Origin of the sequence: Gracilimonas sp., assembly GCF_017641085.1 — a bacterium.
Classification (GTDB): domain Bacteria; phylum Bacteroidota; class Rhodothermia; order Balneolales; family Balneolaceae; genus Gracilimonas.
Map to the genome: position 1 here is coordinate 731,260 of NZ_JAEPPI010000002.1, position 14,333 is coordinate 745,592.

Annotated in this window: 16 protein-coding genes; 6 read left to right on the top strand and 10 right to left on the bottom strand. The window is 44.9% G+C overall.

From position 1 onward, the window contains the following. The first annotated feature begins 120 nt into the window (after window positions 1–120). Complete coding sequence (locus JJ941_RS10240) at window positions 121–1,206, top strand: AI-2E family transporter (protein WP_255133689.1); 1,086 nt, start codon at window positions 121–123, stop codon at window positions 1,204–1,206. Between the two features lie 3 nt (window positions 1,207–1,209). After that, a complete protein-coding gene (locus JJ941_RS10245) occupies window positions 1,210–1,974 on the top strand; it encodes a hypothetical protein (protein ID WP_255133687.1) in 765 nt (254 codons plus the stop codon). Here JJ941_RS10245 and JJ941_RS10250 read toward each other — a convergent pair. Then, window positions 1,971–2,570, bottom strand: coding sequence for a flavin reductase family protein (locus JJ941_RS10250; protein WP_290964702.1), 600 nt, complete (start codon window positions 2,568–2,570; stop codon window positions 1,971–1,973). The genes JJ941_RS10245 and JJ941_RS10250 overlap by 4 nt on opposite strands. A 131-nt stretch (window positions 2,571–2,701) precedes the next feature. On the opposite strand from JJ941_RS10250, the gene JJ941_RS10255 reads away from it, so the two are divergent. Both JJ941_RS10255 and JJ941_RS10260 read left to right on the top strand, forming a co-directional pair. After that, window positions 2,702–2,953 carry an AbrB/MazE/SpoVT family DNA-binding domain-containing protein gene (locus tag JJ941_RS10255; RefSeq protein WP_290964706.1) on the top strand — a complete coding sequence of 84 codons (252 nt, stop codon included), beginning with the start codon at window positions 2,702–2,704 and terminating at the stop codon, window positions 2,951–2,953. After that, complete coding sequence (locus JJ941_RS10260; protein WP_290964708.1) at window positions 2,953–3,345, top strand: type II toxin-antitoxin system VapC family toxin; 393 nt, start codon at window positions 2,953–2,955, stop codon at window positions 3,343–3,345. Before JJ941_RS10255 ends, JJ941_RS10260 begins: the two co-directional genes overlap by 1 nt. Before the next feature lie 9 nt (window positions 3,346–3,354). Here the strand turns inward: JJ941_RS10260 and polX are convergent, their stop codons facing one another. The 4 genes from polX to JJ941_RS10280 form a co-directional block, all read right to left on the bottom strand. Continuing rightward, the gene (gene polX, locus JJ941_RS10265) at window positions 3,355–5,115 is read right to left on the bottom strand and encodes a DNA polymerase/3'-5' exonuclease PolX (RefSeq protein ID WP_290964712.1); all 1,761 of its coding nucleotides are present in this window, start codon (window positions 5,113–5,115) and stop codon (window positions 3,355–3,357) included. A 225-nt stretch (window positions 5,116–5,340) separates the two neighbouring features. Beyond that, a complete protein-coding gene (locus JJ941_RS10270; protein WP_255133677.1) occupies window positions 5,341–5,706 on the bottom strand; it encodes a YraN family protein in 366 nt (121 codons plus the stop codon). After that, window positions 5,699–6,271 carry a hypothetical protein gene (locus JJ941_RS10275; RefSeq protein ID WP_290964715.1) on the bottom strand — a complete coding sequence of 191 codons (573 nt, stop codon included), beginning with the start codon at window positions 6,269–6,271 and terminating at the stop codon, window positions 5,699–5,701. Before JJ941_RS10275 ends, JJ941_RS10270 begins: the two co-directional genes overlap by 8 nt. Window positions 6,272–6,353: 82 nt before the next feature. Next, window positions 6,354–6,647 (bottom strand): zinc ribbon domain-containing protein, encoded by a 294-nt coding sequence (locus JJ941_RS10280; RefSeq protein ID WP_290964718.1) that lies wholly within the window; start codon window positions 6,645–6,647, stop codon window positions 6,354–6,356. Window positions 6,648–7,100: 453 nt separating this feature from the next. Here JJ941_RS10280 and JJ941_RS10285 point away from each other — a divergent pair, with 453 nt between their 5' ends. Continuing rightward, window positions 7,101–8,630, top strand: coding sequence for a SulP family inorganic anion transporter (locus JJ941_RS10285; RefSeq protein ID WP_255133671.1), 1,530 nt, complete (start codon window positions 7,101–7,103; stop codon window positions 8,628–8,630). 189 nt (window positions 8,631–8,819) lie between these two features. On the opposite strand, the gene JJ941_RS10290 is transcribed toward JJ941_RS10285, so the two are convergent. The 5 genes from JJ941_RS10290 to JJ941_RS10310 all read right to left on the bottom strand — a co-directional run bounded on the left by JJ941_RS10290 (window position 8,820) and on the right by JJ941_RS10310 (window position 12,827). Beyond that, complete coding sequence (locus JJ941_RS10290) at window positions 8,820–10,013, bottom strand: pyridoxal phosphate-dependent aminotransferase (protein ID WP_290964723.1); 1,194 nt, start codon at window positions 10,011–10,013, stop codon at window positions 8,820–8,822. A gap of 218 nt (window positions 10,014–10,231) precedes the next feature. Beyond that, window positions 10,232–10,729 (bottom strand): pantetheine-phosphate adenylyltransferase, encoded by a 498-nt coding sequence (coaD, locus tag JJ941_RS10295; RefSeq protein WP_290964726.1) that lies wholly within the window; start codon window positions 10,727–10,729, stop codon window positions 10,232–10,234. A 9-nt stretch (window positions 10,730–10,738) separates the two neighbouring features. Then, window positions 10,739–11,293 carry a 16S rRNA (guanine(966)-N(2))-methyltransferase RsmD gene (gene rsmD, locus JJ941_RS10300; protein ID WP_290964730.1) on the bottom strand — a complete coding sequence of 185 codons (555 nt, stop codon included), beginning with the start codon at window positions 11,291–11,293 and terminating at the stop codon, window positions 10,739–10,741. 227 nt (window positions 11,294–11,520) lie between these two features. After that, complete coding sequence (locus tag JJ941_RS10305) at window positions 11,521–12,381, bottom strand: hypothetical protein (RefSeq protein ID WP_290964733.1); 861 nt, start codon at window positions 12,379–12,381, stop codon at window positions 11,521–11,523. Continuing rightward, window positions 12,381–12,827 carry a hypothetical protein gene (locus JJ941_RS10310; RefSeq protein ID WP_290964736.1) on the bottom strand — a complete coding sequence of 149 codons (447 nt, stop codon included), beginning with the start codon at window positions 12,825–12,827 and terminating at the stop codon, window positions 12,381–12,383. Before JJ941_RS10310 ends, JJ941_RS10305 begins: the two co-directional genes overlap by 1 nt. 202 nt (window positions 12,828–13,029) lie before the next feature. Between JJ941_RS10310 and JJ941_RS10315 the strand changes: the two genes are divergently transcribed. Continuing rightward, the gene (locus JJ941_RS10315) at window positions 13,030–14,328 is read left to right on the top strand and encodes an MATE family efflux transporter (protein ID WP_290964740.1); all 1,299 of its coding nucleotides are present in this window, start codon (window positions 13,030–13,032) and stop codon (window positions 14,326–14,328) included. Window positions 14,329–14,333: the final 5 nt, after the last annotated feature.

Here is a 14,333-nt window from a genome sequence, read left to right on the forward strand (position 1 = left end):
GCTTATCGTTTAATATCATTGGCTGCTGCTGATGTCAACACTATTTATACGACATCTTAGAAATGCTTTAACTATCATTGCCTTTGCAGCACCGATGAACCCTGAACAATATAGTTTTTTATGCCACATCATCGAATAAAATCTACAGAAAAATATCCATTCTGGTTTAAGACTACCGTTACATTAATTGGCCTGTACTTACTGTTTCTGATTATGAGCTATGGCAAGTTTATCCTGATGCCGCTTGCTTTTTCGGCATTTTTCGCGATGCTTTTGAGTCCTATAGTAAAACTTTTTGAGCGCTGGAAACTGGGCAGGGCGTTCAGCATCATTCTTACGTTGTTGGTGGTATTGGTTGTTCTTGGAGGCATTTTATCGCTGATATCGGCTCAGTTTGTGCAGTTTGCTGAGCGCATACCGGAAGTAACCGAAAAGCTGAAGACCGTTTCCAATAATGCCATTCAATACCTGGAAGAAACAGCCGGGATTTCCCAGGAAGAACAAAGTGAATACTTGCAGCAGGGCATAAACAACCTCATCGATCAGAGCGGGAATTATGTAAGTTCCATCGTAAGTGCTACCACTAATATATTTACGGTGATGACGCTCATGCCCATCTTCATTTTCTTCATGCTGTACTACCAGGAGATGTATCAAACCTTTTTTCAGAAGCTGTTTGTGTCCAGAAAAGGCGATTATTCCAATGTGGACAATTTATTAGGGCGGGTGCAGAATGTAACTCAAAACTACCTGGTTGGCATGCTCTCGGTGATTGGGATTTTAGCCATTCTAAATACAACCGGACTTTTTATCATCGGGCTGGAGCATGCACTGTTCTTTGGAGTTTTTGCCTCCCTGTTAGCCATCATTCCTTACATCGGGATTATTATCGGAGCATTGCCGCCGTTGTTATTTGCCCTGCTGCTTACCGATTCGCTGATTACCCCGGTGTTGGTGGTGGCTGTATTTGGAACCGTGCAATTCCTTGAAGGTAACTTTATCACTCCCCGTATTGTCGGCTCTAAAGTATCTATCAATCCGTTTGTAGCTATGATTGCCTTGATTATTGGCGGGGAGTTATGGGGAATCTCAGGGATGATTTTGTTCGTACCGTTAATCGGTATTCTGAAAGTGATTTTTGATCAAATACCGGAAATGAAACCCTATGGATACTTATTGGGTAATTCTGTTAACTATGAAGATTAGACCTTGAAAGCACAAAGCCCGGTAATATCGTTTTTCGCTGCACTTATATGCTTGCTTATTGTCGGCGCTTGTTCGGATCAAGAGGTTAAGGAAGAGCATTATTTTCTGGATGGGTATGATCATCTGGAATTCCGGGATTCAACCGGGCTGCCGGTTCCTCCCAATCAATACATAGTCTCTACCCAGGTAAATGGGGTGCGGATGTATGACATCAGAGATACCACCCTTATTCTGTTTAATACCCGGGCGAAAGAGCCATACAGAGGATATATCAGAACCTTTGACAGCAGGGACTATAACCTGCAGGGTGAATTTGAAAACGGGGAAATGTTTCGGCTGCGGTACTGGTACGCAAGCCGAAGGTTGGGAATGGATGCCGATTACCGGAAAAACACCGGAAGCATTTGGGATAAACTGGGTCGGCTGGCTATAAGCTGGAATGCCGATGAGTTATATTTTATAGACCCGGCCACGCAGAAAATCACTCAAATTCGAACCGACACCATGACCAGCTATTACAACAAATCCGGGGAGCTGACAAGCTATACGGTTCGTACCGACACCTCATTTGTTCAGTATTATGCCGACGGCCAGCCGCGCTTTAAATTTCCTTATTCCGAAGTGGGTCCGCGCAGCGGACAAGTCAGGAGATGGCACCCCAATGGCCAGGTTCAGGTAACCGGACAGTACAAGGATGGGGAGCAATCCGGGGTTTGGATTGAATATGACAGTTTGGGGAATGAGATTAAGAGGGAGAGCTACGACTAAATTTCTTCGGGAAAGAAGAGATCTCTCACATAGGTATAATTAGCCGCCATTCTTCCGATCGGATCGTACTTGGCGTAATCTACCTTGTCATTTTCCATATACACATCATCCTGAATGTGATAGCAAACCAGTTCCCCGATCACCTGATTGAAATCACCCAGCTCCATCACACGGTCTAACCTGCATTCCATACTGATAACGGCTTCTTCAACTCTCGGAGCAGTAACGAGATTGCTTTTTATTGGGGTGAGGCCTGTCTTCTCAAACTCACTGATTTCTTTAGGATAAATGGTGCTGCTTTTGTGCATGTGATTAACCAGCCGGGCCGAAACCAGGTTGATGACATAATCACCGCTGTCCTTGATGTTCGCCAGGGTATCTTTGTCGCCATCTTTCCCCACATTCGCTCCCCGGCCTATGGAGGTGATAAACATGATAGGGTTATGGGAAATCACATTGAAATAACTGTAAGGAGCTAAATTTGGAATCCCGCTTTTGCCAACCGATGAAATCCATGCAATAGGCCGGGGCACCACCGATGCCTTTACTAGTTTGGCAATCTGATGTTCAGAAAACTGAGGCTTTTCTATAATCACGGAAGTAGATTTTGAGTTAAAAAATCGGTGTTCGAAGGTAGCTATTTTTGGAAAGCTTGCATAATAAAGGTAGTTGCAGTTGGTTCTTGAAATAAACAAATTCCTTACATATCGAACAAAAAGTAAGAATTATGCCTACAGCAACCATCACATCCAAAGGTCAGGTAACCATCCCCAAAAAAATCCGGGATGAATTGGGTTTGAAGCCCGGTGATAAGCTCGATTTTGAAATAGATGAACAAGGAAAAATTGGGGTGTCCAAAAAGAAATTTTCCATTATGGATATGGCAGGTATTCTTCATAGACCGGGGCAAAAAGCAAAAACTATTGAAGAAATGAACAAAGGTGTTGCGGAGTATTTCAGAAAAAAATACAAAAAGTAATGCCTGCAATAGACACCAATATCCTGATCCGTTTCTTAGTTAGAGATGATGAAGAACAATTTCAAAAAGTACGGACCTTGTTTGAAGAATATCATGAATCTCCATTGAAAATTAATCTGCCTGTAATAATGGAATCTTGTTGGGTACTTACTACTACTTACGGCTATTCTAAGATGAAATTCATAGAGACTTTTCGGATGCTGTTAGATACTCAAGGATTTGAAGTTCAGTTGGACAGAGTTATTCAAAAAGCACTTGATGAGTTTGAAGAAACAAATGCAGGTTTTGAAGATTGTTTAATTAGTGAATTAAATAATGCGTCGAAAGATGATCCAACCTATACTTTCGATAAAAAAGCATCTAAACTGAAAGGAATGAAGCTTTTGAGATAGACACTTTATCTATCTTGCCTCAAAAAATGACCTTACCTCTTCCGCACTTTTCGCATTCAGTACACGGTCTTTCCCATACTTTCCTTTTCGGGCAATGCGCACACCGTAGGGTATATCATCAATGCCATCGGTGGAGTGAGCATCAGGGTTGATGGAAGTCATAAGCCCGACTTCCATGGCTTTGTTGCCAAATCTCCAGTCAAGGTCAAGCCGGCGCGGATTGGCATTGATTTCAATTGCTGTATTATGTTCGGCTGCCAGGGCAACCAGTTCGTTAAGGTCTAAATCGCTGCCGTTTCTTTTCAGTAGCAACCGGCCGGTTGGGTGACCCAGAATTCTTGTGTATGGATTTTTGATAGCATTTCGCATCCGTTCCATCATTTTATCCCGGGGCATTTCCAGTGACTGGTGCACACTGGCGATAACGAAATCAAAGCCTTCCAGGATGTCATCCTCATAATCTAAAGAACCATCGGCCAGAATATCGGATTCAATGCCTTTAAAAATCACAAAACTTTTGCCGGCATCCCTGAACTCCTCGTTCAGCTGATCAATTTCTTCCCACTGCTGTTTAATTTCATCCACTGTAAGTCCGCCTGCATAAGCCGCCGTTTTGGAGTGATCGGTTAGCCCAAGATATTCATACCCCCGCTCCATACATGCTTCGGCCATTTCTTTGATGGAGTACTTTCCATCACTCCAGGTGCTGTGAGCATGAATAACACCCCGAATATCTTCATTAGAAACGAGGTCAAAATCCTGCTGTTCTTCGTAGATGTCGAACTCACCACGGTCTTCGCGAAGCTCAGGCGGCACAAAGTGCATATCCAGCTTCTCGTAAATATCCGACTCACTCGAAAATTCAACCGGAGCATCAAAGTTGGTGTCTCCGCTGTCGTTCAGCTTGAACAAACCATATTCATTCAGGCTCATTCCGCGGTCGCGGGCACGCTGCCTTAACACCACATTGTGTTCTTTACTTCCGGTGAAATACATAAGTGCGGCCGGGAATTCCTCAGGCTTAACGATGCGTAAATCCACCTGGCGGCCTTCTTTGGTTCTAACCGAGCTCTTGGTGTCTCCTTTGCCAAGTACTTCCGTCACCCGTTCGTGATTGGTGAACACATCGAATAACGGGTTAATGTGTTTTTCGTCAGCGGCAATCAAAATGTCGATGTCGCCAATGGTTTCCAGTCCGCGACGGTAGGAGCCGGCCACTTCGATCTGCTGAACTCCTTCCTGATCTTTCAGGCTGTCAAAAATGGTGCTGGCGATTTCTTGGGCCTGATCTAAACGGCAGCGTTCATCAAACTTCTCCATCCATTCAATGGATTTCTTTATTTTCTCCGCCGATTTTTGCCCCAATCCTGAAAGTGATGCCACCGAGCCATCTTCAATTTTTTCCTTCAGCTCATCAATAGTACTGATACCCAGCTCTTTATGGATTTTGTAAGCGTTCTTGGGGCCGAGTCCTGAAATTCCCAGCCAATCGATCAAACCTTCCGGTACTTTTTCTTTGAACGCTTCCAGTACGGGCATTTCCCCGGTTTCTTCCAGCGCATAAATGTCTTCAGCAATGGATTTACCAATCCCTTTTATATCCGTCAGGTTTTTTTCTTTGATGTACTCGTTGATGTCATCCCCAAGTCCCTCAATCGTCTGTGCGGCTTTATCAAAGGCAATAACTTTAAATCGATTCTCTCCGGCGAGCTGCATAAGCTGAGATACTTCACGGAGTTTGGCGGCGATATCCTGATTGGTGTAGGGCATAAAAAGTATGAGCTAAAATTTAATTTATCGGATGATAGTAACTAATGGATTTGCATTCAAAAAGGTTCGGTAGGTGTTAGGGGCAAGGTTTTAGGTGTTAGGTTTTAGTGTGAAGCTACTGTCTTAGGGTCTTGGCCTTTGAAGCTTGGTGAGCAATTCAGGCAAAGGTTCTTTGCTTCCACTCAGACTACCACTAAAACCTAACACCTTGCACCTAAAACCTCTCTACCTAAACGCATCCTCAATATGATTGAATTCCGGAGCTTCATTCTTTTTCTGCACAATCCCGACGATATCAAATCGCATGGGAGACCCCTCCATTTTTCGTTCGTACATCCATGCCTCGGCAGCTTTGAAGATATGCTGAACTTTCTCTTCGGTTACGTGCTCGAAAGGCTGTCCGAATTTTGTATTAGTACGGTACTTAACTTCAACGAATACGATAGCGGTGTCATCATACGCCACGATGTCCACTTCAGAGTGTTCAAAAAAATAGTTCCGCTCTAAAATTCTCCATCCTTTGGATTCCAGATAGGCACAGGCGAGATCTTCCCCATCGTTTCCAATTTCTCGGTGCGACTTCTTAGTCATCAGTATCCTTTTTTCCGGTCAGCGATTCTTTTACTTCTACAAGTTTAACGAGCTGCTTCAGGAATTTTAAATTCTTTTTGTTGATGTAGGGGAGAAGGGCTCCGGTAAAACGCTCAAACATCTCCAGGAACTCCATGTAGTTCTCAATGCGGACTTTGAACTCTTTGCTTTCCTCGTCTGTCAGTCCTCCCGATTCCAGCGTCTGGATACACTTTTCCAGGTTTTCACGGATAGGCGCTATTTCGCGCTGTTGGCGCTCCCGGATAATGGTGGAAACGATTTTCCAGACATCGGTTTCGGCGGAGTAATAATCTTTGCGATCCCCGGGAAAGCTCTTTTTATGGATGAGTTCCCAATCCAGCAGCCGGCGGAGATTCATGTTGGCATTGCCGCGACTGATGTCGAGCGTATCCATGATGGAGTCGGTATCCAGCGGATGAGATTCCGCATACAGCAATGCATGAATCTGAGACATGGTTTTATTGATTCCCCATGCCGATGCCATTTCACCCCAGAGTAGGACAAATTGGTCTAACGCTTCCTGATATGCTTTGCTGTGCTCCATGGGATGATGCTATCCAATGGTTATGGGTTCATCGTTATTTGTGTAAAACAGAATATACAAATAACGATGAACCATAAACGACTTACGATTTGGTTTCTTTGTCGGCTTTTGCCTTCGGTGCTTCAGCTTTGGTTTCCGGAGCTCCATTATCCTTATCTGAACTTTCGGCGGGAGGAGTTGAGGCTGATTTCTTACCTCCGTTCTTGTAATCGGTTACATACCAGCCATCACCTTTGTAAACCACGCCTCCGCCACCGGAAATAATGCGCTTCACTTTTTGTCCGGTTGTAGGGCAGGTTTCCAAAGCAGGTTCACTCATCTTTTGGATGATTTCAAAAGTAGTTCCGTCTTCTCTTTTGTACTCGTATGTAGGCATTGTTCTGTTGATTTAAATTCGGGTCGAATATACGAACCAATTTCTATCAAATTCTGTGCCAATGAAAACTGGTCGGTAATTTTGATAGACACATAGGAGCGGGCTCGCACAAAAGACAGGAAAAAGAAAGTCGGTGAGCAGGAAAACAGTCGTGAAACTTTGGAATTAATGTCACGATTTGAGGATGAAATCGAATCAGGGTTTTTAAAGAACTGGGCTATCTCTTCAGAAAACCGCTTCCATGTTCAAAACGAACAGATACAACTAAGTTCATGATTTCATAACACGAAAAGTTTAGAAAGTGGTACTCTCGGAAAGTTAAAGTCCGTAGTTTAACTTGCTTCAAATAAAGAATCAGTCCGGCATTTTCCTTTCCCAATACGCCTTTCTTTTCGCACGGACATCTACAATAAAATCGATTTAGTTAACCCATTTAGTATTCCAAAAAAATAGATGAAGAAGTATTTAGACCTGTTCGGTCTCAACGATAAAATAGACTATAAGACTGAAATTTTAGCGGGTATCACGGTGTCTATGGCACTGATTCCCGAAGCCGTGGCATTCGCGATGATTGCCGGCCTTTCTCCTTTAACGGGCTTGTACGCTGCCTTTATGATGGGGTTGGTAACCTCCATTATTGGTGGCCGGCCGGGAATGATTTCCGGAGCAACCGGAGCTATTGCCGTGGTATTGGTTGCACTTGCACAATCTCATGGAGTGGAATATATATTCGGGGCAGTAATTTTAGCCGGTATCATTCAGATAGCTGCCGGAGCATTGAAGCTCGGTAAACTGATGCGACTTGTCCCTCACCCCGTAATCTTTGGGTTTGTAAACGGACTGGCAGTTATCATTTTTATGTCGCAGCTGGCTCAGTTTAAAACACCTTCAGGGGAATGGATGACCGGACAAAGCATGTATGTGTTATTAGGTCTGGTTGCTTTAACCATGCTCATTATCTGGGGGCTGCCGAAATTAACCAAAGCGGTGCCTGCATCTCTTGTTGCCATTTTAACCGTTTTCGGAGTGGTGGTAGTTCTCGGAATAGAAACCCGGACCGTGGGCGATATTGCTTCTATCTCAGGTGGATTTCCTCCGTTTCATATACCTGAAATTCCTTTCACCTGGGAGGCCTTTATGGTCATTCTTCCTTACTCAGCTATCATTGCCGGGGTTGGCTTAATTGAAAGTTTGCTAACGCTGAACATCATTGATGAAATCACCGAAACCCGTGGAAGCGGAAATCAGGAAGCCATCGCTCAGGGATCAGCAAATATTCTGTCCGGATTGTTTTCTGGAATGGGCGGTTGCGCCATGATCGGCCAGAGCTTGATTAACGTGTCTTCCGGAGCCCGAACCCGAATCTCGGGTATTGTTGCCTCGCTGATGCTGCTTGTTTTTATCATGTTTGGAGCGCCGGTAATTGAGTTGATGCCAATGGCAGCTCTTACAGGACTGATGATTATGGTTGCTATCGGTACTTTTGAATGGGCAAGTTTTCGGACCTTCAACCGAATGCCGGCTTCCGATATATTTGTGATGGTAACGGTGACGTTAGTAACAGCAGTTCTGCATAACCTGGCGCTGGCCGTTATTGTTGGGGTGATTATCGCTGCTCTCGTTTTTGCCTGGGATAATGCCAAGCGAATTCGTGCCCGCAAGCATATCGACGAAGACGGTATTAAGCATTACGAAATTTACGGGCCACTTTTCTTTGGTTCCGTAACCGTTTTCAATTCAAAGTTTGATGTACTGAACGACCCGGACGAAGTGATCATCGATTTTGAGGAAAGCCGGGTAGTAGATATGTCAGCCATTGAGGCATTGAATAAAATCACTGAACGATATAACAAAGTTGGGAAGACCGTTCACCTGAAACACCTGAGCAAAGACTGTCGAAAACTCCTTCAGGATGCGGATGCCATCATTGACGTGAATGTGATGGAAGACCCCACCTACAAGCTGGCGATTGATAAGATTTAGAGGTTAATCTACATCAATAATAAGATGAGTTGTGGTCGTCAACCGTCAAGCTGAATTTAATTCAGGTTCTGAATAGGGCTACCATCTTGCTACGGGGAAAATCCATCATTATTTTGCCCTCTTCAGATGCTGAATCCAGCCTGCTTATCTGCAGGCAGGTTCAGCATGACAACACTTATTTAATGTAGCTTACTTTAAACTGCTTAACCCCTTTTCAAAACGCTTCATCGCTTCTTCCAAATCATCCATCGAGGCTGCGTAGCTAAGCCGGACGCCACTCGGCTCACCGAAGGCATCACCGGGAACGAGGGCTAGACCAAACTCATCCAGCAGGTACAGGCACAGATCGGTGGAAGATTCAATGTCTGAACCATCCGGTTTGTGGGAGCCGATGTAATGTGAGATGTCCGGGAACACGTAAAACGCACCGCCTGGAGTGAAACAGCTTACCCCTTCCAGCGAATTGAGCGTTTCCACCAAATAATCACGTCGTTTTTTAAACTGTTCCCGCATAGTTTCCACCTCCTCAAGACTGCCTTTATAAGCGGCCTCTCCTGCTTTTTGGGAGATGGAAGAAGGAGCAGACGTTTCCTGACTTTGAATTTTCGAAACTGCACTCACAATTTCATTTGAAGCAGCAAGATAGCCCAGTCTCCAGCCGGTCATCGCGAATCCTTTAGAAAAACCGTTGATCAGCAATACGCGATCTTTAAGGTCCGGCGCCACGTTCAGGATGCTGACATGGTCGCCTTCAAAAACGATGTACTCATAAATCTCATCAGAAATTACATACACCTGAGGGTGTTTGCGCAGTACCTCAGCCAATCCCTCAAGCTCATCGGCGGTATACTGGGCCCCGGTTGGGTTGGATGGGGAACACAGAATCAAAGCTTTGGTCTTTTCGGTGATGGCATCTTCCAGCTGTTGAGGAGTCAGCTTGAAATTATTCTCGAAGGAAGTGCGAACCGTGACGGATTCTCCTTCGGCCAATCGGGTCATTTCAGGATAGGAAACCCAGTAAGGGGCGGGAATGATCACCTCATCCCCGGGATTGACCAGCGCGAGCAGGCTGAACCCAACCGACTGCTTAGCCCCGTTCGAGCAGATAATTTGGGAAGGGTCGTAATCCAGGTTGTTATCGCGTTTCAGCTTCGCACAAATAGCCTCGCGTAATTCCGGAGTTCCCGGGTTCATGGTGTATCCATGAAAGCCATCTTCAATTGCTTTGATGGCTGCATCGCAAATATGCTTGGGCGTTTTGAAATCCGGCTCACCGGCACTCAGCGAGACGATAGACTTTCCCTGTCGCTTTAACTCCTTGGCCCGGCCGGTAACTTTTAGCGTTGCAGATGGCTGTAAATTTTGTGCGCGATTTGAAATCATAATTTCGAAAATGGTGTGGGAGTGAGATTCAGAACGATAAAAATATAAAGGCTGAAAGAAAGAAAAGTAGATTATTTTTTCCCAAATTAACTTGTCCAAAGTTAAAATGGAACGACTGCCATAGAACGGTGTCTAAATAACTTTGGACAAGTTAGTTCAGGTGGTGCGCCTGCAATAAAACGGGGCCTTAGTAACTTTGGTCAAGTTTAAAGCAGTTTCTATCCCTTATCCTTAAACTTTTCTTTAAGAGCCATGGCTACATTTTCGGGGACAAAAGAACTAAGGTCGCCGCCCCAGTATGCAACTTCCTTTACAATAGAAGCAGAGATGAACGTGAACTCTTCATCAGGCATCAGGAAAACGGTGTCCACATTGGGGGCGAGGCGCTTGTTGGTGAGGGCCATCCTGAATTCGTATTCGAAATCAGAAATTTGGCGAACACCTCGCACCAGTGTATCTGCATTCATTTTTTGGGCATGATCAACCAGCAAACCCGTAAACTGATTTACCTCCACATTTTCTGACCATGCTTTATTGGCTATGCAGGCCTCAATAAGGTTGACTCGTTCTTCCCCTGAAAAAACGGCTTTCTTTTTTTTGTTAACGGCAACGGTTACGATCACATGATCAAACAGGTTGGTTGCACGTTCCAGAATGTCGAGGTGGCCATTGGTGATGGGATCAAACGACCCGGGATATAAAGCGATTGTTTTCATAGGGTGTATTTATTCCGAATCTACCGGATGCTTTTGAAAGATGCTAACGATAGTTCGGCCATATGCCTTTGAAAAAGTGCACTTGGGGTGATCGGTGAAATCCTTGTATTTGTCGTGCTCCAGGATAAACCAGCCTTCATCCGTCAACCAATTTTCTTCAAAAACCTGGTCGATGAGTTCATCCATAAAAGGGTAGTCGTAGGGAGGATCACAAAAAATAAAGTGATAGGGAATAGCCATGCCATTCAGAAAGCGTTGAGCATCGGAGCATACAATCCTCATTTGGTCATCAATGCCAAATTCGGCGGCCGTCTTTTCAATTTGCTTCACGTTCTGGGGGTCCAGTTCAACAGAAGTTACGTGCCGCGCTCCCCGTGAAATAGCTTCGAAGCCAAGGTTCCCCGATCCGGCAAAGAGATCCAGAATCTGGGTACCTTCCATAAAAACACGAGCTTCAATCAGGTTGAAGATGCTTTCTTTGGTGCGATCGGTGGTAGGGCGGACATCCAGTCCTTTCGGAATGTTGAAATTTCGGCCTTTCAGTTTTCCGGTAATTATCCGCATGGGATGTTTGGAGTTTTACATTAGAAATTAGGAATCGAAAACCATCCATAAAGATATTCATAATCTCGCAATTCTCCCGAACGTGTCAGGGTTTAATCAGAAATCACAAACATGTAATTTTTCACGCAAAGAACGCTATGGATGCGCAGAGTTCGCAAAGTTACATACTCTTAGCGTACTCTGCGACTTCTTTGCGGGCTTTGCGCTAATAGATACGGGTCAGATATTTAAAAATCGAGGCTTAATAGAATAGCAGGGAAAGCAGCGGCGAGGTCAAAGCCATAGGTTTTTTCTTCTGCTTTCACCCCGATGGTTTCCAGGGAATTGAGTTTAGTGATTTCAGCTGAATCATCCCAAAAACCCTGAAGAGACTGCTCAATTTCATGGCAGTTGTGCCCAAAAAGATAGATGGTTTCATGTATACCACGCATCCAGCTGGAGTGCTTGGCATGCTGCAGCCAGTGGTAAGGCATGTCTTCGGGTTGATCGAAAGAGATGTAGGTGGCAGCTCTGAATTTCCCGAGTAAAAAAGAAGTGATGGAAATTATGTTCTCATGGCAGCCGATCATCAAAAAAGAACCGCCCGGTTTAGCAAAGGCGGACCACTTCTGGGCCATTTCGAAATCACTGCTGAAGTCGGTAGTGGCAACCTGGGTGGTGAGTTCATCAAAGCCGGACATCAAATTGCGCCGCCGAATCGATAGAAACTTGTACTCATTATTATGAACAGTATGCCAGGTGGGTTCAATGTGTTCGCGTTCTACCCCTTTCATTAAAATAGCGAGGTGATCTTCGCGCTCATCGGCATTGTCATAAACAACTTTGGGAAATACGGTCCAGCATTCGTGGGCGGGGTGGGTGAGCGCACGCACCGACTTTATGTTGTGATTGGTACGAAACCGTTCGAAAGTGGAAAGGACGTGGGGGAAATGATCTTCGTGCTGACGCGTGATGGCGTCAATCACGTTGAAGTTGAAGTCAAAGGAGCCTATACGAAAAAGGTGTTTGTCGTTTTCCGGATCATTGATCGAGTAGAACAGGCGATCCGAAAAAAAACAAACACCTAAATTTGCAGAAGCGTCATCCATTAATTCCAGTTTGGAGCATTACGCATCGTCGTACGTTCGAGACTACCCACTGCATCATCAGATCCCGGATCTTCAAGCAGGTAAATTTGCGGTCTGAGCGTATCGTTCAACGTGTATTCCCATTTTGGGAACGGAGAACGAGGAGAATACACCAGGGAATCGGGGTTGTACACGTCAAAAGTAGTGCCAAACAGGGAATCACCCATTGCGATCATTAATGAATCGGTTTTCAGGAATTTCACAAGGCTGTCGAGGCCACCTTCGGTTGGGGGGAAAGTCTCGTTTCGGGTTTGGTACTGGATGAGAGCATCTTTGGTGTCAATAAGGCGCTGCCTGACTTTCTCTTCCAACGCCTCCCGCTCTTTAACCTCTTGATAAGGGGTTACCAGAGAATCATACAGATAGTACGAAAGACCAAGAATGATTACTCCGAATACAATTGTCAAAATTTTATTACGCGATTCAATGTCCATGTGAAAAGCAAATGAGTTAATTAATTAAGTTTTATCCCAAGAAATTTCGGAAAAAGAAAATACACGCACACCCATAGATATGCAACTTTATAGGCGATTGAAAAATATGAATTCATAATTCTTTTTCAGCCCTTATTTTCAGGCTGCCGTTATTAATCTCTAAAGCCCCGTTTAATTGAACCGGAAAATACTCCGTCTTGCCATTCCAAACATCATAAGTAATCTTTCGGTACCCCTGCTCGGGGCCATTGATACGGCGGTTGTAGGGCGCCTTGAGCACGTTTATTACCTGGGGGCCATAGCGGTAGGGAGCATCATATTTGATTTTATTTTTTGGGGATTCGGCTTTTTACGGATGGGAACAACCGGCATGGTTGCGCAGGCTTATGGTGCTCAGGAGGAGCGAAAAACCCGAATCATTCTATTTCGGGTATTGCTGGTAGCTGCGGCCAGCAGTTTGTTAATCCTTCTCATTCAGTATCCACTGATTGAAGTTTCGCTGTACCTGGTAAATGCCTCTCCCGAAGTGGAGGAATATACCCGCCTGTACTATCACATCCGCATTTTTGCCGCACCGGCCACCCTGGCTTTATTTGGGTTGAACGGTTGGTTCCTGGGAATGCAGAACTCAACCTACCCCATGATCGTCACCATTTTCTTAAACCTTGTAAATATTGCGCTGAACCTGATTTTTGTGTTCCGGTTCAATATGACGGTGGATGGAGTGGCTACGGGTAGTTTGGTTGCCAGCTTTCTGGCGCTCGGGCTGGCTTTCATTCTATATAAGAGGAGATACGGTGGTGTTAAGCTCAATATAAAATGGGATGAACTGATTGAAGCCGAAGAATTGAAAAAATTCTTTTCGGTGAACCGCGATATTGTAATCCGGACCTTATGTCTCATTTTCTCCTATGCTTTTTTTACGGCAAAATCGGCAGCGATGGGAGATGTGGTGCTGGCTGCAAATACGATTCTGCTGCAAATGTGGTACATCAGTTCATACGGAACCGACGGTTTTGCTTACGCAGCTGAGAGTTTGGTTGGTCGGTTTAAGGGAGCAAAAGACGACGACAAGCTAAAGAAAGCGGTAACTGCCAACATGCTTTGGGGATTGGGCCTGGGCCTGCTCGGTACCATCACTTATGCGTTCTTTGATGCAGAAATTATATCCCTTTTTACAGATAAAGAGAATGTGATTACCGTCGCCATGGGTGTTGTCATCTGGCTGATTGTAGCTCCGGTCGTTAACAGCGTATGTTTTATTTGGGATGGGATTTACATAGGAGCGACAGCAACCGGTGCTATGCGAAATTCCATGCTTGTTGCCACGGTTCTGGTATTTATTCCGGTATATTTTATAAGTGAACCGTTTGCAGGCATTCATGCGTTATGGATGGCGATGACGGCATTTATGGTAGCTCGAGGTGTAGTGCTGTCTGTCTATGCACCGTCCCGAATATTTGGTAAAAGGTAATCAAG